This window comes from Nioella aestuarii, assembly GCF_050896395.1.
GTDB classification, from domain to species: Bacteria; Pseudomonadota; Alphaproteobacteria; order Rhodobacterales; family Rhodobacteraceae; genus Nioella; species Nioella aestuarii.
In genome coordinates this window covers 1-19,536 of sequence record NZ_JBPBBA010000024.1, presented here as the reverse complement: position 1 = coordinate 19,536, position 19,536 = coordinate 1, and the positions used below count along the sequence as shown (strand labels likewise).

Sequence of the window (19,536 nt, the reverse complement as noted above, 5' to 3'; positions counted from 1 at the left end):
GTCTCGCTTGACTGGTAAAGCCGACGTGCCGCGCCACCGGGCAGAGGCATTGTTGCGCCGCCATGCCGTTGCTCGCTGTCTTCATGCCAACCTGTTTCGGATGCTGTCCCAGCACTTGCGCAAGGACACGATCTATCTGAACACGGGCCACAGCAACCTGACCAAAGATTGCCTGAGGGCGTTTAGAGCAAACCCAGATGTGCGGGTTGCCGTTCTGCTGCATGATGCGATTCCGGTGGATTTTCCGGAGTATTCTCGCCCCGAGATCCCGGATCATTTCGGGAAGATGTTAGAGGCCAGCAGGGACCATGCGAACCTGATCATCTGCAATTCAGAAGACACAAAGCAATGCCTGGCGCGCCATTTGGGGACAGACATAACCTATGTTACTGCGCATCTAGGGTTGGCAGATCTGCCGGAGAAAGAGCCTGTTTTCCTTGAATTAGATACTGATACACCGAGATTTGTCTGTGTCGGCACAATAGAGCCGCGCAAGAACCATCAGCTGCTGCTCGATGTCTGGTCAATGCTGCCAGAAACCAATCGCCCGAACCTTCATATCATCGGTCAACGGGGGTGGGTGACCGATGCATTCTTTCATCAACTCGATACCCACCCTCTTAGAAACAATGCCATTTTCGAACATAACAACCTAACGGATGGCCAGATGCGGACCCTTTTGGAAGGCGCGCATGGGCTGCTTTTCCCATCCCTGGCCGAAGGGTTCGGTTATCCTCCACTAGAGGCCGCACGGCTTGGGGTGTTGCCGATCTGCTCTGACCTACCCGTCTTGCGTGAAACCATTAACGAATGCGCCGTTTACCTTGATCCCCGAGATGCGTATTCTTGGGTGGAAACGATTAAGAAACGATCGGCGGATAGACTGGCGGACGATGTGCTGCCAGCGGTCAAGCTTCCGACGTGGCAGGCACATTTCGAAACGGTATCGGCGGCTCTGATCGGGGGCCGGGCAGGGGACTTGGGATGAAAGTGGTTCGGCGCTACAAACTGCGCCTGGAACGTAAGCGGTTCTTGATCCGTGCCTGGCGAAAGGCGCGGGACCTGCTTCTTGTTGCCGACCGAACCGAACAGATCCGCCCAAAGGACATCCTGTGTTTCGTCACTCTGCGCAATGAACGGATCCGCCTGCCGTACTTCCTGCGCTACTACCGTGACCGCGGCGTGTCGCATTTCATTTTCGTGGACAATGACAGCACCGATGGCACGCGCGAATATCTTGCCGGGCAGGGTGACTGTTCGGTCTGGACCACACCCGCGAGCTATAAGCGATCCCGTTTCGGAATGGATTGGCTGAATGCGCTGCTGCGGGAGTATGGGCATGGTCACTGGTGCGTTGTGGTCGATCCGGATGAATTCCTCGTTTACCCGTTCTGCGATACGCGCCCGATCCCGGCATTAACCGATTGGCTGGAAAGCAGTTCGATCAAGTCTTTCGGCGCCATGCTGCTGGATATGTATCCAAAGGGCCCGATCACGACCCAACCCTATAGCGAGGGGCAGAACCCGTTTGATATCGCCTGTTGGTTCGACAGCGGCAACTACATGATCAAGCGGAACTGGGATTTCGGCAATCTGTGGATTCAGGGCGGCCCACGGGCGCGCCTGTTCTTTCCGGATAATCCCGAACGCGCCCCGGCACTGAACAAGATACCGCTGGTGAAATGGGACAAGAACTATGCCTTCGCCAGCTCTACCCACATGTTGTTGCCGCGCGGGTTGAACCTGGTGTTTGACGAATGGGGGGGCGAAAAGGCTTCGGGCGTTCTGATGCATGCCAAGTTCCTGGACACCTTCAGCCAAAAGGCGCGCGAAGAACTGGAACGCAAACAGCACTATGCCAACAGTCACGAATACAAGGCATATGCTGCTGGTTTGGAGGAAGACCCGAACCTGTGGTGTAAGTGGTCTGAACGCTTTATCAATTGGCGGCAGCTGGAAATCCTCGGCCTGATGTCCAAGGGGAACTGGGCATGAGTGTTGGGTTCGTCATGCTCTGCCACACGGCTCTACACCGCGCGGCACAGGTGGCGCGGCACTGGGCGGAACGGGATTGCCCGGTGGTGATCCATGTCGATCAGCGCGTGTCGAAAGAGGCGTTTTCGGGTCTGAAATCCGATCTGTCAGACTTGCCGAACGTAAAGTTCAGCGGGCGGCATAAATGCGAATGGGGGACGTGGTCGCTCGTCGCGGCATCACAGACCGCGTCAGAGATGATGTTGGCCGAATTCCCCAGTGTCAGACACGTTTTTCTGGCGAGCGGATCGTGCCTGCCCCTGCGCCCGGTTGAGGAATTGAAGGCCTATCTTGCCGCCCGACCGCGAACGGACTTCATCGAAAGCGTAACGACCGAGGATGTCGATTGGACGGTCGATGGCCTTCATGCGGAGCGGTTTCAACTGCGCTTTCCGTTCTCTTGGAAACGTCACCGCAGGCTGTTTGACGGCTATGTCGAACTGCAACGCAAGGTTGGCTTCATGCGGACCATGCCGGATGACCTCGTGGCGCATCTTGGCAGCCAGTGGTGGTGTCTGACACGGCAGACCCTGTCTGCAATTCTGCAAGACCCGTCGCGCAACGCCTATGACCGGTTTTTCAAACTGGTCTGGATCCCTGACGAAAGCTATTATCAGACACTGGTTCGCAAGTATTCGACCCATATCGAAAGCCGGTCGCTGACCCTGTCGAAATTCGACTTTCAGGGCAAACCGCATGTCTTCTATGACGACCATCTGCATTTGCTGCGCCGATCGGATTGCTTTGTGGCGCGCAAGATTTGGCACAAGGCCGAGCGGCTATATGAAACCTTCCTTGCCGATCAGGACCGCGGGACGGTCATGGCCGAACCGGCACCGGGCAAGATTGACCGGGTCTTTGCCAAGGCGCTGGAGCGGCGGACGAGGGGTCGGGCTGGCATGTATATGCACAGTCGCTTTCCCAACCCCGACTGGGAAAACGGTAAGACCAGCGCGCCCTATTCGGTCTTTCAGGGCTTTAACGATCTCTTCGAGAATTTTGAGCCTTGGCTGGCGCGACGGCTTGGAACCCGGGTGCATGGCAACCTGTTCGATCCAGCCCGCGTGCGGTTTTCGGGCGATGCGGATGTCTATGCTGGTTGTCTGTCATCAGCAGCGGCATTGCGCGACTATGACCCGGAACATTTCCTCACCAGCCTGATCTGGAACACGCGCGGTGAACGTCAGGTGTTTCAGTTCAGCCCGCGTGACAAGCAGCGGATCGGGTCTTTCCTTGCTTCTGATGGGAATGCACAGATCTCCGTCATCACCGGGGCATGGGCGGTGCCGTTGTTCCGGTCGAACCTCGATTTTCTGACAATCCGCAAAACCGCGGCCCTGCTTCAAAAGGAAGAGATCGATTTCGTCAACATACTGCGCCGGGTTCAGACGCGTGCCGAAGTGAGGATCTGGTCGCTGGCGGAGTTTGTTGAGGAGCCGATGGAAAATCTTCAGGCGATCCTCGATGCGATCGGCGGCCCTTCCTCGGGCGCGCGCATATCCGAAGCGCCGCGCATGGTTGATCTGACCGGCTTTGGCCAGTTCCTTCAGAACCTGAAGAACCAGGGGATGAACCCTCATATTATCGGCGATTTCCCGGTCAATCAGACTGGAACGCAATCCAAGTCGGGCGGCCCCCGACCCTATCTTGTCAGGTAACCCATGTCAGACCGCTTCGACGCCTTCGTGATCTTCGCCGAAATGCGCACAGGCTCGAACTATCTGGAGGCGACGCTGAACGACCTGCCGGACCTGAACTGTCTGGGAGAGGTCTATAATCCTACCTTCATTGGCCATCACAACACGTTCGAGATGCACGGCATCGATATGGACCGGCGCGAGAAAAGGCCGCTCGATCTGCTGGATGCAATTGTCGAAAATGCGGGCGATGCGTTGCCTGGGTTTCGGTTTTTCCACGATCACGACCCGCGTGTCCTGGACCGGATTCTGCCTGATCCTCGCATTGCCAAGGTGATCCTGACCCGCAATCCGCTGGAAAGCTATGTCAGCCGCCGGATTGCTACCGAAACCGGGCAATGGCGGCTGACGGATATGAAGCATCAGAAAAGCGCCAAGGTAGAGTTCCGCCTGTGGGAGTTCGAGACGATGCTTGATGATCTTCAGGCGTTTCAGATCCTGTTGCAGCGGGGAATGCAGAGCACGGGACAGGCAGCGTTCTACATCCGCTATGAGGACATCAACGATGTGGAGATTGTGAACGGCCTGGCGCGGTTCCTTGGGTCGGGTCACACGTTGGAGGCAACAAACTCCAAGCTGAAAAAGCAAAACCCAAGCGATCTGAGTCAGAAAGTTGAAAACTACGATCATATGGTCAGGTCATTGGCCAAGCTGGACCGGTTCGATCTGACAAGAACCCCGAACTTTGAGCCTTTGCGCCATGCGGCTGTGCCCGGGTTTGTTTTGATGCCGGAAACCGGCCTGATGTTCATGCCGATCCGTGGCGCAGCGGTCGAGCCTATCAAAGACTGGATGGCGGGACTCGAAGGTCTTGCGACCGACAAGCTGCTGACCGGGTTGAAGCAGAAAGACATCCGCCAGTGGATGCGCAAACATGAGGGGCATCGCAGCTTCACCGTTTTGCGCCACCCGCTGGAACGCGCTTATCACGTGTTCAACAGCTGCATTCTGCCCGCCGATCGGCCCGTTTATGCAAATATCCGACGGGTTCTGAAGAACCGCTATGGCGTACCTATCCCCAAGGACGGTCTGATTCCCGGCTACTATGCCGATCAGCACAAAGAGGCGTTTGTTGCGTTTCTTCATTTCCTAAAGGGCAACCTGGCGGGCCAGACCAGCCTGAAGGTCGAACAGATTTTCGCATCGCAGACGGCGTTGCTTCAGGGCATGGCGAATTTCACCCTGCCTGACCGTATTCTGAGGGAAGAGGATCTGATCGAAGAGCTGCCAAAACTGGCCGCTGCACAGGGCCGCGACGGCGCAGATTTCGACATGGCCCTGCCAGAGGAGCCGTTTCCGCTGGAAGAGATCTATGATGCCGAGATCAGTTCATTGATCTTCGACATCTATCGCAAGGATTTCCTGAATTTTGGCTTCCAGACGTGGGAACCTTAAGCCGCCTGCGTTGCACGGGTTTCCGTGAGCAGCGTGTGCAGAGTGGCCGGGTCCGAATTGGAGCGCAGCTTTTCACACAGGGCCGGATCACGAAGGGTCCGTGATACCAGCGCGAGCGCCTTGAGGTGCTCGGTGCCGGATTCCTCGGGTGCGAAAAGCGCAAAGATCAGGTCAACAGGCAGTCGGTCCACGGCGTCGAAATCAACGGGGCGGTCCAGCTTGATAAACACGCCTTCCACGGCGGTCAGGCCAGGAAGCCGCGCATGGGGTAGGGCGACGCCTTTGCCGAATCCAGTCGGTCCAAGGCTTTCGCGTTCCAGCAGGGCCGAGGTGACATCGGTTACTGAAAGGTCAGTCAATGGCGCGGCGATATCCGCCACACTTTGAATCAGTCTCTTCTTACTGCTGACATCGGCGATGATACGAACCGACTGTGGGCGCAATAGTGACGCAAGATCCATGAAAATGTCCCGGTGTTGGGACCGCGCATTTGCCCGGTCCCGGTTGTTTCAGTTAGCGGGGATCAATCCAGCCGACATTCCCATCGTCGCGGCGGTAGACCACATTCAACCCGTCGTGTCCCTCGTTGCGGAAAATAAGAACAGGCGAGCCTGAGATTTCCATCTGCATCACCGCTTCACCAACCGATAGGGACGGAATTTTCGTCTCCATCTCGGCGATGATCATCGGCTGCAGCGAATCCGGTTCGTCCTCATCCCCATGGTCCGAGCCCGCGAGGATATACGAGGAACCTGCGAAAGTTTCAACGGGCTCTGCTCGCTTGATGTGATGGTCTTTCAGGCGGCGTTTATAACGGCGCAGCTGCTTTTCCATTTTCTCGCAGCATTGGTCAAAAGATGCGTAGATTTCATGGTCTGCGGCCTTTGCCGATGCGGTCAGACCGGTCGACAGATGGATCGTGGCTTCGCAGACATGCTCATGGCCACTGCGCGAGAATACGATATTCGCATCCGTCGGGCGTTCAGCGTATTTTTCCACGACGGCGCCAAGACTATCCTTTACATGGGTTTGCAGAGCGTCGCCGATATCGATTTGTTTTCCGCTGATCTGGTAGCGCATAGGACCTCCATAAATGCGAACGACCGACGCGGGGATGGTCCCCGATCGGCCGTTGGTCAGTGCAGCGATGTAACGAAAAAGCGCCCCTGATATTTGCTTGCATTCGTCCGCCCGGTGGGTCCGGCGATGTGCAGTGCAAAATCGGAAACGCTTTCGTACATCCCCCCTATTTGGCGCTGAATCGGGGCGGTCTGTCAACGGCAACTCGCTGTGATCGGGATTGCAGCGAAGATCAACTGATGCGGAAACTGTGGCCCAGATAGACCCGCCGCACGTTTTCATCTCTTACGACTTCCTCGGCGGTGCCACTCATCAACATCGTGCCGTCATGCAGGATGTAGGCGCGGTCCACGATTTCCAGCGTTTCGCGAACGTTGTGATCCGTGATCAGCACGCCAATGCCCCGTTTTTTAAGGTCGGATACCAGTGCACGAATTTCCGCAACGGCGATTGGGTCAACACCTGCGAAGGGCTCATCGAGCAACAGATAGCGAGGGTTCGAGGCGAGACAGCGGGCGATCTCGGCCCGGCGACGTTCGCCCCCGGAAAGGGACAGCGCCGGGGCTGCACGCAGATGGGTAATGGAAAATTCCGACAGAAGTTCTTCAAGCCGCTCATGGCGCTTATGGCGGTCTTTTTCGACCACTTCGAGAATCGCTGTGATGTTTTCCTCGACCGTCAGGCCGCGAAAGATGGACATTTCTTGTGGCAGATAACCAATGCCCGCCTTGGCGCGGCGATACATCGGCAGGTAGGTGATGTCCTGACCATCCAGAATGACCTTGCCGCCCTCGGGTGCCACAAGCCCTGCGATGGAATAGAAACAGGTGGTCTTGCCCGACCCGTTGGGTCCGAGCAACGCCACAACCTCGCCCCGGTCCAACGTCATCGTCACGTCGCGGATCACCGGGCGACGCTTGTAGCTTTTGCGCAGATTGGTAACGCGCAGGCCCTGTTGGCCTTGTTCCATCACAAGATCGGGCCGGTCCGCCATGGATTACTGCCCCGCAGGTTGCAGGATGGTGCGCACCCGACCCTCAACGGTCCCGTTTCCGGTGTTGAGATCGATATTCAGCCGGTCTCCGGCGATCGTTGTGCGCCCTTGCGTGACCAGAACATCGCCTGACAGAAACACATGGCCGGTTTCCACCGAATATTCCGCCTGTGCGCCTTCGGCAGCATCCTGACCACGGGTAATTAGCACTCCGCCTGTGGCCAGCACCTCTTGGACTTGTTGCGCGTCCGAGGTTCCGTAGATCACCGAAACCTCGCCAGCGGCCATCCTCAGATCCCCCTGGATTACCACGACATTCCCGGAGAACACCGCGTTTCCAGTGGTTTGATCTACCCGCAAGCTATCGGATGTCACCTCGATCGGTTGGTTGGAATCGTGCGAAACACCGCCAAACCCGATAGAGGTTTGCGCCGAGATCGGCAGGGCGGAAAGGCTGGCCAGGCATAGGGCGATGAGAAAGGCGCGCATGAAAGCTCCGTTAACTTCCGGGCTCGTATAGCACCCGAACCCCGTCATTAAAAAGGACAACGTCGTTTCCATCAACAACGCTGATTCGCATGGATCCCGCTGAAAGGGTCAGACCGGGGCCTGTTATCTCCACCTCGCCGGGCGCATCGGCGCTGGAAGTGCCCATGTCAAAATGCAGGATCTCGGTGTTTAGCCGAAACCCGGTAGAGGTGGTCAACTGCACTTCCCCGCCCAAATCTGCGGCTTCGTTGCGCAAGTCAAAAAGACCCTCTCCCGCCACGATCAGCAAGATGGACTCTGCGTTCAGATCGATGCGGGCCTCAATCGTTTCCGCATCCAACATGTTGGGATTGGATAGACGTGGCACCACGCGTGCGGCCGTAAAGATGACTTCGCGCCCATCCGACATGGTGCCGGCAAAGCGTGGATGGCCAAGGCTTTGTTCGCGGGCCAATGCTTCGACGTCTACATCCGCGAAAGGAATGGCGCGGTTGGGGTCCGGTGTTCGGGAAAACATGAACAGCGTCGACAGCAACGCAAGTGCCACCAGCGGAAGGATCACCTTCACCCAGGAAACGACCCGTGAATAGGTGTTGGGTGCGGCCATTCCCGTCCCCTCAGTGCGAGAAGATGTCGATTTCTGGCCAACCCGCTAGGTCCAGCTTGGCGCGGGTGGGCAGGAAATCGAAACAAGCCTGCGCAATCTCGGTCCGGTCTTCGCGTTCCAACCGGGTTTCAAAGATCTCCTTCAGCCGGTGAAGGTACAGCACGTCAGACGCGGCATAGGTCATCTGCGCATCGGTCAGCTTCGATGCCCCCCAGTCCGAGCTTTGCTGCATCTTGGAGATGTCTACATTCAGAAGCTCCTGACACAGGTTCCGCAATCCGTGCCGGTCGGTGTAGGTGCGCACCAGCTTGGAGGCGATCTTGGTGCAAAAGACCGGCGCCGCCAGCGCACCGAAAGCATGATACATAGCGGCGATATCGAAGCGGCCGAAATGGAACAGCTTCAGCACATCAGGGTCTTCCAGCATCCGCGCAAGGTTTGGGGCTTGGGTCTGCCCTTTTTCTACCTGAACCAAATGTGCATGGCCGTCCCCGCCCGACATCTGCACGAGGCACAACCGGTCGCGATGCGGGTTCAGACCCATTGTTTCGCAATCAATTGCCACAACAGGACCAAGCTCCAGCCCGTCGGGCAGATCGTTCTTGTAAAGATGGATCGTCATCGTCTTCCCCTGATCAATCGCAGGCCGGGCAGCAGGTGCAATGGTCCTGTAGGCGGGGTTCATGTCACTTTTCACGAAGATAGGCAACTTGGGGATGGCTTGCCAATTGCATCCGGTCAATTGGCATCGACCTGGCTATGCGCCAGTCAATCGGGTCCCTTTCAGCCAGACGGAGGCCGGGTCCGAGCCGCCTGGATCGAAATGTACGAAATCCGCCCACGTGCCAGGACCAAGGCATCCCAGACGACCGGTTTCACCTATGACAGCGGCGGGGGCAGTGGTTGCCATGGCCAGCGCAGTTGCATGATCGGCAAAGCCCCATCGGATCAGATTGCGTATAGCGGTCAACTGATCCAGATCGGCCCCCGCCAAAGTGCCGTCTTCCAGTGTCAGCCTGCCATCTGTCCGCAGCACGCGGCGTGTGCCAAGCCTGAACTCCTGCAGATCCGATCCAGCAACAGCCATTGCGTCGCTGACCAGAAATATCGACCCTGGTCCCGTTTTGGACCGTAGCGCGATGCCGATGCTGTCGGGATGTACGTGAATGCCGTCCGCGATCAAGCCTGCGGACAGATTTGGTTGAGATAGAGCCGTGCCCACCAGGCCCGGTTCCCGGTTGCCTAGCTGGCTCATCGCGTTGAACAGATGGGTCACACAAGTGGCCCCGGCGGCGGCTGCTTCTTTCGCCTGGGCGGCGCTTGCCTCGGTATGCCCAAGCGAGATGATCAACCCAGCATCCGTCAGTTGCCGGATCTGCGCGGGCGTCACGCTTTCGACGGCGACGGTCATCTTCAGCACCGGCAACCGGCGCGCTGCCTCCGTCAGAATGGCAAGGTCTCGATCCGTCATTGGCCGGATGAACCGCGCCTCATGCGCACCCTTTCGGGCCACCGACAGATGCGGGCCTTCCAGGTGTAGTCCGATGATGCCGGGAATATCTGCCGTGATGGCAGCTTCAACTGCATCGATGGCAGCCACGGTTTTCTCGGGGCTGTCCGTGATCAGCGTTGGTAAAATGGAAGTGGCCCCAAGTGTGGCATGTGCTTTGGAGATACGGCGCAGAGCGTCAACAGATTGGTCGTCATTCAGCATGACCCCACCACCGCCATTTACCTGTAGGTCCACGAAGCCCGGTGAGAGGATGCCGCCGGTAAGGACATGGCGCGGAATGGCGTCGTCCAGATCGCCGATGGGAACAATTCCAACAACCCGACCACCGTCAACGAGCAGCGCGCCTTCCATGTGGAACGCCGAGCCATCGAATATACGGGGGCATAAATAGGCTGTGCGATTCTCTGTCATACGGTTTCCGTCACTTTGCGCAGATGGCGCGGGGTATCCGGGTTGATACCCCGATCTGCCGCGACCCGCTCTACCATCGTGTAGAAGGACACCATAAGGGCAATGGCATCTGTCAGGGCGTGGCCCGTGCGCACATGCGGCAATTGCTTTGCGCCAGAGGGTAGATCGGACGTCAGGAAGACGCTTGCGCCTTTTTCGGCCAGATCGTCAGAAACTCTTGCGACAGAGGATTCCGCCGCATCACCAACGGCAAAGCACAGCACGGGGAACCCTTCCTCGACGATGGAAACCGGGCCATGCAGCACCTCTGCAGCAGAATAGCTTTCTGCATGAATCTGGCAGGTTTCCTTGAACTTGAGCGCCGCTTCGTTGGACATGGCCCAGGACGGACCGCGACCGAGGGTAAAGAGAGATCTTTTCTGCCCGATGCTGCGGCGCAGGTCCGGCCAGTCAAGTTCTGCCGCGTGCTCCAAATGGGAGGGCAGGTCCGTCAGGGCGGCAAGCAGCGCATCATTGCGTGACCAGTGGGCCAGCAGCAACAGGCCGGAGACGGCAGAGGTCACGAAGGTCTTGGTCGCCGCGACGCTGCGTTCGGGGCCAGCGAAAATGTCGATTGTGTGGGCCGAGGCCTGTGCGAGGGGCGAGGTGGGATCGTTGGTGATCGCAACCGTTAGAGCACCACCCTTGCCCGCCCCCTTGGCCATCGCGACGATATCGGGGCTTTTGCCCGACTGCGATACCGATAGGCACAGCCCGCCCGCAAGCTTCAGATCAGCCCCATATATCGAGGCAACAGACGGCCCTATGGACGCGACAGGCAGACCAAGTTCCAGCTCGATCGCATATTTCAGAAAGGTACAGACATGGTCTGATGACCCACGCGCCACAGTCACCACGAACCGGGGATCGGCGGCGCGGGCGGCCTCAGCAATCGCAGCGATACTGGCCGACTTCTCGGCTACCAGGCGGGCGACCACATGTGGGATTTCAAGGATCTCCCTGCGCATCTGAGTGGAATGATCGGTCATGGTCGGTTTGCCTTTGCTACAGGCGCAGCTCTGCTACGAAATCGTAGGCATCGCCGCGATAGATGGATTTTGTGAATTCTGCGACCCGGCCCGAGCGTAGGTAGGACACGCGCTCAATCCGCAGTCCCGCAGCCCCTTCGGCAACGCCAAGCAGGTCTGCGTCGTCCTTGGAAAGATTGATGGCCGAAATCTTCTGGATGGCCCGCACCGGTCGGTTCCCGTCCCGTTCCAACACATCATAGAGCGAGGATGAGACGGCAATCGGATTGGGTAGAATATCGACGGGCAGCGCAGCACGCTCGATGGCCATGGGCCGATCGTCCGCCATGCGCAGACGTGAGATGCGCGAGACGGAGTCATTGGCCGATAGTGCCAGTGCGATGGTTTCTTCGGGTGATGGCAGGCAGACACTGCGTTCCAGCCATACAGAGGTAGACTGCATACCGCGCCGGGCCATGTCCTCGGAGAACGAGGTCAGGTGGGATAGCGATTGTTCGACCCTCTGCGCCTTTTCGGTAACGAATGTGCCGGATCCCTGTCGCTGAACAACTGTCCCGGTCTCTACCAGCGCCTGAATCGCATTGCGCACGGTGACGCGAGACAGCCCGGTCAGCGAGGCAATCTCTCTTTCTGAAGGCAAGGATGCGCCCGGAGGCAGAATGCCAACATCGGGTTCCATCGCCCTCTCGATTCTCTTGCGCAGCTGCACATAGCGTGGACCCGCAACTTGATCGAGCCAGCCATCGTCTTTGAGATAATCGGTGATCTTCATGCCGCGCCTCCGGTTTCTGGCATCTTCCGGGCCAGCGCCAAGGCCCCCCCCAATGCGCTATCATCAGGATCGGTGAGCGCTTCGGACACTTGGGCAGGAAGAAACGCGCGATACTGCTGAGCCAGCCCGCCGATCAGGCAGAGCCTCTCCGCTCGCTGCCAGCCAAGCCGGTCAAGACCAGCCAGGATGTAGGCGGCCCCTTCGCTCATCAGCTTGTGGGCAATCGCATCCCCATTCCCGGCCGCTTCCACAATGCGCGGTGCGAAGCGGGCAAAGTCCACCGGCTTTGCTGTCGTAGCGAAGCCGACGATCCCGGCGGGGCCGTTCATCTCGTCTAGGACTTCGGACGTGAGCACGGAACCTGGGGTCAGACCATCGGCGGTATGCAATGCGCGGGCAAGCAGCTTGCGGCCCAGGTCGGCGCCCGATGCCTCGTCACCCAAAACGAACCCCCAACCGCCGATCAGGTCGATCCCGCCAGCAGATCGACGCGCGAGGAAAGATCCGGTGCCGATGCCGATGACCGCACCACTGTCCTGCCCGAGCGCTCCGACAACGGCAGCGATTCGGTCATCCTCCACCACGGCATTGTCCAAGGGCAGAGCTTTCACCACCGTCTCGGCAATCGCCGGACTGACAACACCTGCAAGGCCGAGGTAGGTCCGCGCCATACGCAGATCGTCAAGGGTCATCCCGGCAGATTCCGCAAGGGATTCAAGCCCGTTGCGCAGGGTGGCCAAAGCCCCGTGGAGGTCGGTTGAAACATTGGCTGACCCGGCTTTGACCTCATGCACATGCGAGCCTGTATCCAGGGCAAGGCGGCAGTTGCTGCCACCACCATCAACGCCGATCACGAGGTTTGACTTGGTTCGTTCCATGGAGAAACCATTACAATACCTTTTGAGGCATTTCTAGGGGTGGTATCCAAAATATGGTACCAAACAGTGCCAAAAAAGGACTGAAATATTCCCTCTTGGCTAAAAGGTACGTAAATGGTATCTTTCATCGTCAGAAAGGGGAATCACATGCCTCAGCGCAAGACAGAAGACCTGCATACTTCAGCCCGTGGGCTGGATATGCGCCCGGTTGAGGAGATCGGCGCCGTTCTTCTGTCTGGTCAGCTTGATGCGCTGCGGGCGGTTTCTGGCGCCACCGCAGAGATCGCGCGCGGCGGTCAGCTGATGGCCCAGACCGTGCGCGCAGGCCAGCAGCTTGTCTACGCCGCAGCCGGGTCTTCCGGCCTTATGGCGATGGCGGATGCCTGTGAACTGGCCGGCACCTTCGGGTTGCCGCCGGAACGAACCCGCATCCTGATGGCTGGCGGTATCCCTACCAGCTCTGCAATGCCCGGCGATACCGAGGATGACGCGCAAGAGGCACAAAACGCGGCGGCCATCATCGGTAAGGGTGACGCGGTCATATTGCTCAGCGCCTCTGGCCGCACCCCATATCCCCTGACAATCGCCGCGATTGCGCGCGACCGTGGGGCCCATGTGATCTGCATCGCGAACAACCCGGACACACCGCTGTTGGAGCTGGCAGATGTGGCCATTTGCCTGCCGACTCCGCCAGAGGTCATTTCTGGCTCTACACGGATGGGTGCCGGTACGGCGCAGAAGGCGGCGCTCAATATGATGTCGACGATCATGGGCGTGGCCTTGGGCCATGTGCATGACGGAATGATGGTCAATCTGTATGCCGATAACGACAAGCTGCGAGACCGCGCTGCCCGCATGGTGGCCGATATCGCCTCGGTGCCGCACGCGGATGCGATCGAAGCCCTGGCAAAAGCAGAGGGCCGGGTTAAGCCCGCCGTTCTGCTGGCCATGGGTGCCCCAAATCTGACTTTGGCCGAAAATCTGCTGACAAAAGCAGACGGCCGACTTCGTGCCGCAATGGCGGCTTTGCACAGCCACGCCTGAGAAGCGGGCTTTTACCAGGACCACAGAGAGGAAAACAAAATGTCCATGAAAAAACTCGGCGCCGGCCTTCTGGCGACAACCATTCTGGCGGGAACCGTCGCCTCGGCCCAGGATGTCACCCTGACCATCGAAAGCTGGCGCAACGATGACCTTCTGCTGTGGCAGGATGTGATCATCCCCGCGTTTGAGGCCAATAATCCCGGCATCCACGTGGAATTCACCCCGTCTGCCCCGGCGGAATACAACGCGGTGCTGAATTCCAAACTGGAGGCAGGCTCTGCCGGTGATCTGATCACTTGCCGTCCGTTCGATGCGTCTTTGGCACTATATGAAGCCGGCCACCTTGCCGATCTGAGCGATCTGGACGCAATGTCCAACTTCTCCTCCGTGGCGCAATCCGCCTGGCAGACCGATGACGGCTCTGCCACGTTCTGCGTTCCGATGGCCTCCGTGATCCACGGCTTCATCTACAACGCAGACGCCTTTGCTGAGCTTGGCCTGGAAGAACCCACCACTGTGGACGAATTCTTCGCCGTGCTCGACGCGATTGAGGAAGATGGCGGATACATCCCGATGGCCATGGGCGTTAATGACCAGTGGGAAGCGGCCACGATGGGCTATAACAATATCGGCCCGAACTATTGGCGCGGTGAAGAAGGCCGTCTTGCCCTGATCGCGGGTGAACAATCACTGACAGACGAGGCATGGGTTGCCCCCTATCGCCAGCTTGCCCGTTGGGGCCAGTATCTGGGCCGCGGGTTCGAGGCACAGACCTATCCTGACAGCCAGAACCTGTTCACCCTTGGCCGCGCGGCGATCTATCCCGCCGGGTCGTGGGAAATCACCGGCTTCAACGCGCAGGCTGACTTCGCCATGGGGGCCTTCCCGCCGCCGGTGCCGAATGCGGGCGATGAATGCTACATCTCGGATCACACCGACATCGCCATCGGTCTGAACCCGGCATCGCCCAATGCCGAAGCAGCGCGCACCTTCCTGGAATGGGTCGGCTCGGAAGAGTTCGCGACGATCTACGCCAACGCCCTGCCTGGTTTCTTCTCGCTGTCGAACTTCGACGTGGCAATGGAAGACCCGCTGGCGCAGGAATTTGTGTCCTGGCGGGGTGAATGTAACTCCACCATTCGCTCCACCTACCAGATCCTGTCGCGCGGAACTCCAAACCTTGAAAACGACACCTGGAACGCATCCGCCCAGGTGATCCGCGGGGCTGAAACCCCGGAAGAGGCCGGCGCCCGCCTGCAAGCTGGTCTGGCCAGCTGGTACGAACCGCAGCAGTAACCTCCCCTGCTGCAAATTATCCGGGCGGCCTCGTGCTGCCCGGACCTCAAGTCACCGGAGGCCGTGATGCGCAAACCCCCGATCAGATGGCATATCCTCGTGTTCCTCGCCCCTGCGGTGCTGGTCTACACGGCGATCATGATCATCCCACTCTTCAACACTCTGAGGCTGGCCCTGTTCGACGAGGTCGACCGGACACGCGTGTTTGTCGGGTTGGACAATTTCCGCACCCTGTTCGGGGATCCGCTGTGGTCCGATGCCTTCTGGAATGCGCTTGGCAACAACTTCTGGTTTTTCCTCATTCACATGCTGGTTCAGAACCCTATCGGCATTCTTCTGGCCGCGATCCTGAGCCACCCGCGCCTGCGCTTTGCCGCGCTCTATCGCACCGCCATTTTCGTGCCCACGATTCTGAGCTTCGTGATCGTTGGTTTCGCGTGGAAGCTGATCCTGTCACCCATCTGGGGCATTGCGCCCGGCATGATGGATGCGGTCGGTCTTGACGCTTTCTTCCTGCCATGGCTGGGGCTGGAAAGCACTGCGCTGACCACGCTGGCGCTGATCTCCGTCTGGCAGTTCGTCGGCATCCCGATGATGCTGATCTATGCCGCATTGCTGTCGATCCCGGAGGAGATTCTGGAGGCAGGCGAATGCGACGGCATCACCGGGGCTGCGGCCTTCTGGAAGATCAAACTGCCGCTTATCCTGCCGTCCATCGGGATTATCTCCATCCTGACATTCGTGGGCAACTTCAACGCCTTCGACCTTATCTATGCTGCGCAAGGCGCGCTGGCGGGGCCGGATTTCTCAACTGATATTCTGGGCACCTTCATGTACCGCACCTTCTTTGGCTTCCAGCTGCAACTGGGTGATCCGCATATGGGGTCCGCCATTGCCAGTGCCATGTTCGCGATCATCCTGATCGGGGTCTGCATTTACCTCTTCGGTATCCAGACCCGGATGCGCCGGTATCAGTTCTGAGGGGGATGAGAGCATGAACAAGGCCCGCAGAAACCCCGTCAACATCGCCGCCGCGCATGGCATCCTGATCCTTTACACGGTCATCGCGCTGTTCCCGGTCTTCGTGATCCTGATCAACAGTTTTAAAACCCGCCGTGCCATCTTTCGCGAACCGCTGGCGCTGCCCGATGCCGACAGCTTTTCCACCGTCGGGTATGAAACCGTCTTCAACCAGGGTGATTTCTTTGGCTACTTCCAGAACTCGATGATCGTGACCGTGGCGTCGCTGTTCTTCATCCTGCTCTTTGGTGCGATGGCGGCCTTTGCACTCAGTGAATACCGGTTCAAAGGCAACACCCTTATGGGGTTGTATCTGGCCCTTGGCATCATGATCCCGATCCGCATCGGCACCGTCGCGATCTTGGAAATGATGGTCAACACCGGGCTGGTGAACACCCTTTGGGCGCTGATCCTCGTCTATACCGCGCAAGGCCTGCCGCTGGCGGTCTTCATCCTAAGCGAGTTCATGCGGCAGGTGTCAGATGACTTGAAGAATGCGGGCCGGATTGATGGGCTTAGTGAGTACACGATCTTCTTTCGCCTCGTGCTGCCGCTGGTTCGGCCCGCCATGGCGACGGTGGCAGTGTTCAACATGATCCCAATCTGGAATGACCTGTGGTTCCCGCTGATCCTTGCACCGGCTGAGGAAACCAAGACCCTGACCCTTGGCAGCCAGGTCTTCATCGGACAGTTCGTCACCGACTGGAACGCGGTTCTCTCGGCGCTTGGCATGGCGATCCTGCCGGTCATGGTGCTCTACGTCATCTTCTCGCGCCAGCTGATCCGCGGCATCACCTCGGGGGCGGTGAAATGAACGTTCTCGCAAACCACCCGCAAGCCCGTTCGAACGGGCTTTTGCCAAGCGGTTTCGAAACCGCTTTCAAGCCGCGTCGACGCGGCTTCGCAACGGGCTTTCGAAAGCCCGTCCCGACCTCGACTTCGCAAGGGGGTGGAAAATGACCCGTGTTCTGATTGCAGGTCTCGGCAATATGGGGCTGAGCCACGCCCTGGCCCATCACCGTCACCCCGACGCGCAAATCGTGGGTTTGGTGAACCGGTCTGGCCAAACGGATCATCCGGAATTGCAGGGATATCCCGTGTTCACCGATTTCCACGCAGCCTTGGCCGATGTGACTCCCGATCTGGCCGTCATTGCCACCTACACGGATACTCATGCGGACTATGCCGTCGCTGCGTTGCAGGCTGGTGCGCATGTGTTCGTGGAAAAGCCGCTGGCGATGACCGTAAGTGAAGCGCAGCGCGTCGTTGACACGGCCAAGGCCAAGAGGCGGAAACTGGTTGTGGGGTATATCCTGCGCCATCATCCGTCATGGATGCGGCTGATTGCCGAGGCGCGTGGTCTTGGTGGGCCATATGTCTTCCGGCTGAACCTGAACCAGCAATCAACGGGCGAGACATGGGAAGTGCACAAGGCCCTCATGCAGACCACCAGCCCCATCGTGGATTGTGGAGTGCATTACGTTGATGTGATGTGCCAGATCACCGACGCGGCCCCAGTGCGCGTTCATGGCATGGGCCTGCGCCTGTCGGACGAGATAGCGCCGGACATGTACAATTATGGCCAGTTCCAGGTGATTTTCGAAGATGGCTCTGTCGGTTGGTATGAGGCCGGATGGGGCCCGATGATGTCGGAAACTGCCTTCTTCGTGAAAGACATCGTCAGCCCCAATGGTGCCGTGTCGATCACCGAGGGCAACAAGGGTTCCTCCGACGACGTGGACGGCCATACCAAGGTCGGCGGTATTTTGGTCCACCGACCCACTGGCGACACGCTGATCGAGATGGAGGGCGAGCCCGGTCATGACGATCTGTGCGCCGCCGAACAGGCTTACATGCTACGCGCCATTGCCGAGGATATCGACCTGACCCGACACATGACAGACGCCGTGCAATCGCTGGCCATCTGCCTTGCCGCAGATGAAAGCATTCGCACCGGCAAACCGATCGACCTGAAGGAACGCAAATCATGACCGCCCTCAGCCTGAAAAATGTCAACAAGTCCTTCGGCTCTGTCCATGTTTTGAAAGACATCGACCTGGAGGTCGAGGACGGTGAATTCGTCGTCTTCGTCGGCCCATCCGGCTGCGGAAAGTCAACATTGTTGCGCGTTATAGCGGGGTTGGAGGATGCGACCTCGGGCACTGTCGAAATTGCGGGCGAAGAGGTGAACACCGTCCCCCCTGCCAAACGTGGCATCGCCATGGTGTTTCAAAGCTACGCGCTCTATCCGCATCTGACGGTGCGCGGGAACATGGCGCTTGGGCTGAAGCAGGAAGGCCAACCGAAACAGGTGATTGAGGAGCGCGTGGCCGAAGCGGCGCGAATGCTGTCGCTAGGTGAATATCTGGACCGCCGCCCCTCGGAACTGTCAGGCGGTCAGCGCCAGCGCGTCGCCATCGGCAGGGCCGTGGTACGGCAGCCCAAGCTGTTCCTCTTTGATGAGCCGCTGTCCAACCTTGATGCGGCCTTGCGGATGAACACCCGTGTGGAAATCGCCAGACTGCATCGGACCCTTGCCGCCTCCATGATCTATGTCACACATGATCAGATCGAAGCGATGACACTGGCAGACAAGATCGTTGTGCTGCGGGATGGTCGAGTGGAGCAGGTTGGCAGCCCGATGGAGCTGTATAATAACCCCGCAAATCAGTTCGTGGCTGGGTTCATCGGATCACCTGCGATGAACTTCCTGCCCGCCGAGACCTTGGGTGGTGAACAGGGCCAGACCATCGGTATTCGCCCAGAATATCTGCGTATCACGGATCAGGGCCGATTGCGGGCAACCGTGACCCATGTCGAAAATCTTGGGGGCGACACCAACGTTCTGGCGACGACGGAAAGCGGACACTCCGTGACGCTGCGCCTTTTCGGGCAACATAGTATCAAGGCAGATCAGGACATTGGGTTGGACTATGCCATCGGTGATTCCTTCATCTTTGGATCGGATGGCTCGCGGATTTACGAAACGTAAGTATCGTGTTCAAATCCGACGTATACTTTCGAGTTTCCAGACTTTTTGCGGCAGCCTGGAAGACGGGTTTCAGGTATGATTCAGGCGGGCCTCTACGATAGAGACCCGTTTGGTACATGGCCTCATGTCGCACGAAGAATGTGCGTTCTGGCGCTCGCCGCCTCCGGCTGCGACAGCGCAACCGTGGTCGCCAAGCCCAGACTGCTCATCGATAACGGCTCGTCCTACATTGCTGGCGACCTGGCGGATTACATCGAAGAAAAGGGCATGGAGCACGTCAGGGGCG

At 58.6% G+C, this 19,536-nt stretch carries 20 protein-coding genes and 1 pseudogene; 11 read left to right on the top strand and 10 right to left on the bottom strand.

What is annotated here, in order from left to right:
• Positions 1-100 precede the first annotated feature (100 nt).
• From ACROHD_RS13645 to ACROHD_RS13630, 4 genes are read left to right on the top strand one after another with little or no spacing between them, the layout of a single operon-like run.
• Positions 101-988: a glycosyltransferase family 4 protein gene (locus tag ACROHD_RS13645; RefSeq protein WP_432678664.1), complete on the top strand. Its 888-nt coding sequence runs from the start codon at positions 101-103 to the stop codon at positions 986-988.
• On the top strand, positions 985-1,995 hold the full coding sequence (locus ACROHD_RS13640; RefSeq protein ID WP_432678663.1) for a glycosyltransferase family 2 protein: 1,011 nt from the start codon (positions 985-987) through the stop codon (positions 1,993-1,995). Before ACROHD_RS13645 ends, ACROHD_RS13640 begins: the two co-directional genes overlap by 4 nt.
• A complete protein-coding gene (locus ACROHD_RS13635; RefSeq protein WP_432678662.1) occupies positions 1,992-3,692 on the top strand; it encodes a DUF5927 domain-containing protein in 1,701 nt (566 codons plus the stop codon). The genes ACROHD_RS13640 and ACROHD_RS13635 overlap by 4 nt, the downstream gene beginning before the upstream one ends.
• 3 nt (positions 3,693-3,695) lie before the next feature.
• Positions 3,696-5,126, top strand: a complete 1,431-nt coding sequence (locus tag ACROHD_RS13630; RefSeq protein ID WP_432678661.1) for a nodulation protein NodH — start codon at positions 3,696-3,698, stop codon at positions 5,124-5,126.
• Here ACROHD_RS13630 and ACROHD_RS13625 read toward each other — a convergent pair.
• From ACROHD_RS13625 to ACROHD_RS13580, 10 genes are all read right to left on the bottom strand, one after another.
• Positions 5,123-5,587 carry a PTS sugar transporter subunit IIA gene (locus ACROHD_RS13625; RefSeq protein ID WP_432678659.1) on the bottom strand — a complete coding sequence of 155 codons (465 nt, stop codon included), beginning with the start codon at positions 5,585-5,587 and terminating at the stop codon, positions 5,123-5,125. The genes ACROHD_RS13630 and ACROHD_RS13625 overlap by 4 nt on opposite strands.
• 52 nt (positions 5,588-5,639) lie before the next feature.
• On the bottom strand, positions 5,640-6,206 hold the full coding sequence (gene hpf, locus ACROHD_RS13620; protein WP_432678657.1) for a ribosome hibernation-promoting factor, HPF/YfiA family: 567 nt from the start codon (positions 6,204-6,206) through the stop codon (positions 5,640-5,642).
• A 232-nt stretch (positions 6,207-6,438) separates the two neighbouring features.
• Positions 6,439-7,200, bottom strand: a complete 762-nt coding sequence (gene lptB, locus ACROHD_RS13615; RefSeq protein ID WP_432678656.1) for an LPS export ABC transporter ATP-binding protein — start codon at positions 7,198-7,200, stop codon at positions 6,439-6,441.
• A gap of 3 nt (positions 7,201-7,203) precedes the next feature.
• A complete protein-coding gene (gene lptA, locus ACROHD_RS13610) occupies positions 7,204-7,689 on the bottom strand; it encodes a lipopolysaccharide transport periplasmic protein LptA (protein WP_432678654.1) in 486 nt (161 codons plus the stop codon).
• A 10-nt stretch (positions 7,690-7,699) separates the two neighbouring features.
• Positions 7,700-8,296 (bottom strand): LPS export ABC transporter periplasmic protein LptC, encoded by a 597-nt coding sequence (locus ACROHD_RS13605; protein ID WP_432678653.1) that lies wholly within the window; start codon positions 8,294-8,296, stop codon positions 7,700-7,702.
• A gap of 10 nt (positions 8,297-8,306) precedes the next feature.
• Positions 8,307-8,918, bottom strand: a complete 612-nt coding sequence (locus ACROHD_RS13600) for a ribonuclease D (protein ID WP_432678650.1) — start codon at positions 8,916-8,918, stop codon at positions 8,307-8,309.
• A gap of 135 nt (positions 8,919-9,053) precedes the next feature.
• Positions 9,054-10,220 carry an N-acetylglucosamine-6-phosphate deacetylase gene (gene nagA / locus ACROHD_RS13595; protein ID WP_432678648.1) on the bottom strand — a complete coding sequence of 389 codons (1,167 nt, stop codon included), beginning with the start codon at positions 10,218-10,220 and terminating at the stop codon, positions 9,054-9,056.
• A complete protein-coding gene (locus ACROHD_RS13590; protein ID WP_432678645.1) occupies positions 10,217-11,248 on the bottom strand; it encodes an SIS domain-containing protein in 1,032 nt (343 codons plus the stop codon). Before ACROHD_RS13590 ends, nagA begins: the two co-directional genes overlap by 4 nt.
• Before the next feature lie 16 nt (positions 11,249-11,264).
• The gene (locus ACROHD_RS13585; RefSeq protein WP_432678643.1) at positions 11,265-12,020 is read right to left on the bottom strand and encodes a GntR family transcriptional regulator; all 756 of its coding nucleotides are present in this window, start codon (positions 12,018-12,020) and stop codon (positions 11,265-11,267) included.
• A complete protein-coding gene (locus ACROHD_RS13580) occupies positions 12,017-12,898 on the bottom strand; it encodes a glucosamine kinase nucleotide-binding domain-containing protein (RefSeq protein ID WP_432678641.1) in 882 nt (293 codons plus the stop codon). The genes ACROHD_RS13585 and ACROHD_RS13580 overlap by 4 nt, the downstream gene beginning before the upstream one ends.
• Positions 12,899-13,045: 147 nt before the next feature.
• Between ACROHD_RS13580 and ACROHD_RS13575 the strand changes: the two genes are divergently transcribed.
• From ACROHD_RS13575 to ACROHD_RS13545, 7 genes and pseudogenes are all read left to right on the top strand, one after another.
• Positions 13,046-13,942 (top strand): N-acetylmuramic acid 6-phosphate etherase, encoded by an 897-nt coding sequence (locus ACROHD_RS13575; RefSeq protein ID WP_432678639.1) that lies wholly within the window; start codon positions 13,046-13,048, stop codon positions 13,940-13,942.
• Between the two features lie 39 nt (positions 13,943-13,981).
• Complete coding sequence (locus ACROHD_RS13570; protein WP_432678637.1) at positions 13,982-15,238, top strand: ABC transporter substrate-binding protein; 1,257 nt, start codon at positions 13,982-13,984, stop codon at positions 15,236-15,238.
• A 66-nt stretch (positions 15,239-15,304) separates the two neighbouring features.
• Entirely contained in the window at positions 15,305-16,219 is a 915-nt protein-coding gene (locus ACROHD_RS13565; RefSeq protein ID WP_432678635.1) for a carbohydrate ABC transporter permease, read from the top strand.
• Positions 16,220-16,232: 13 nt separating this feature from the next.
• Positions 16,233-17,072, top strand: a complete 840-nt coding sequence (locus ACROHD_RS13560) for a carbohydrate ABC transporter permease (RefSeq protein WP_432678632.1) — start codon at positions 16,233-16,235, stop codon at positions 17,070-17,072.
• Between the two features lie 142 nt (positions 17,073-17,214).
• Positions 17,215-18,249, top strand: coding sequence for a Gfo/Idh/MocA family protein (locus ACROHD_RS13555; protein ID WP_432678630.1), 1,035 nt, complete (start codon positions 17,215-17,217; stop codon positions 18,247-18,249).
• Positions 18,246-19,250, top strand: coding sequence for an ABC transporter ATP-binding protein (locus tag ACROHD_RS13550; RefSeq protein ID WP_432678626.1), 1,005 nt, complete (start codon positions 18,246-18,248; stop codon positions 19,248-19,250). Before ACROHD_RS13555 ends, ACROHD_RS13550 begins: the two co-directional genes overlap by 4 nt.
• 147 nt (positions 19,251-19,397) lie before the next feature.
• Positions 19,398-19,536, top strand: a pseudogene (locus ACROHD_RS13545) (IS3 family transposase); the annotation flags it as partial.

Excerpts from the sequence above, each read along its gene's own strand:
- ACROHD_RS13565 (WP_432678635.1), top strand. The coding sequence starts at position 15,305 with ATGCGCAAACCCCCGATCAGATGGCATATCCTCGTGTTCCTCGCCCCT.
- ACROHD_RS13585 (WP_432678643.1), bottom strand. The coding sequence starts at position 12,020 with ATGAAGATCACCGATTATCTCAAAGACGATGGCTGGCTCGATCAAGTT.
- hpf (WP_432678657.1), bottom strand. The coding sequence starts at position 6,206 with ATGCGCTACCAGATCAGCGGAAAACAAATCGATATCGGCGACGCTCTG.
- lptA (WP_432678654.1), bottom strand. The coding sequence starts at position 7,689 with ATGCGCGCCTTTCTCATCGCCCTATGCCTGGCCAGCCTTTCCGCCCTG.
- nagA (WP_432678648.1), bottom strand. The coding sequence starts at position 10,220 with ATGACAGAGAATCGCACAGCCTATTTATGCCCCCGTATATTCGATGGC.
- ACROHD_RS13640 (WP_432678663.1), top strand. The coding sequence starts at position 985 with ATGAAAGTGGTTCGGCGCTACAAACTGCGCCTGGAACGTAAGCGGTTC.
- ACROHD_RS13625 (WP_432678659.1), bottom strand. The coding sequence starts at position 5,587 with ATGGATCTTGCGTCACTATTGCGCCCACAGTCGGTTCGTATCATCGCC.
- ACROHD_RS13550 (WP_432678626.1), top strand. The coding sequence starts at position 18,246 with ATGACCGCCCTCAGCCTGAAAAATGTCAACAAGTCCTTCGGCTCTGTC.
- ACROHD_RS13555 (WP_432678630.1), top strand. The coding sequence starts at position 17,215 with ATGACCCGTGTTCTGATTGCAGGTCTCGGCAATATGGGGCTGAGCCAC.
- ACROHD_RS13635 (WP_432678662.1), top strand. The coding sequence starts at position 1,992 with ATGAGTGTTGGGTTCGTCATGCTCTGCCACACGGCTCTACACCGCGCG.
- lptB (WP_432678656.1), bottom strand. The coding sequence starts at position 7,200 with ATGGCGGACCGGCCCGATCTTGTGATGGAACAAGGCCAACAGGGCCTG.
- ACROHD_RS13630 (WP_432678661.1), top strand. The coding sequence starts at position 3,696 with ATGTCAGACCGCTTCGACGCCTTCGTGATCTTCGCCGAAATGCGCACA.
- ACROHD_RS13575 (WP_432678639.1), top strand. The coding sequence starts at position 13,046 with ATGCCTCAGCGCAAGACAGAAGACCTGCATACTTCAGCCCGTGGGCTG.
- ACROHD_RS13605 (WP_432678653.1), bottom strand. The coding sequence starts at position 8,296 with ATGGCCGCACCCAACACCTATTCACGGGTCGTTTCCTGGGTGAAGGTG.
- ACROHD_RS13645 (WP_432678664.1), top strand. The coding sequence starts at position 101 with ATGCTGTCCCAGCACTTGCGCAAGGACACGATCTATCTGAACACGGGC.
- ACROHD_RS13590 (WP_432678645.1), bottom strand. The coding sequence starts at position 11,248 with ATGACCGATCATTCCACTCAGATGCGCAGGGAGATCCTTGAAATCCCA.
- ACROHD_RS13560 (WP_432678632.1), top strand. The coding sequence starts at position 16,233 with ATGAACAAGGCCCGCAGAAACCCCGTCAACATCGCCGCCGCGCATGGC.
- ACROHD_RS13580 (WP_432678641.1), bottom strand. The coding sequence starts at position 12,898 with ATGGAACGAACCAAGTCAAACCTCGTGATCGGCGTTGATGGTGGTGGC.
- ACROHD_RS13600 (WP_432678650.1), bottom strand. The coding sequence starts at position 8,918 with ATGACGATCCATCTTTACAAGAACGATCTGCCCGACGGGCTGGAGCTT.
- ACROHD_RS13570 (WP_432678637.1), top strand. The coding sequence starts at position 13,982 with ATGTCCATGAAAAAACTCGGCGCCGGCCTTCTGGCGACAACCATTCTG.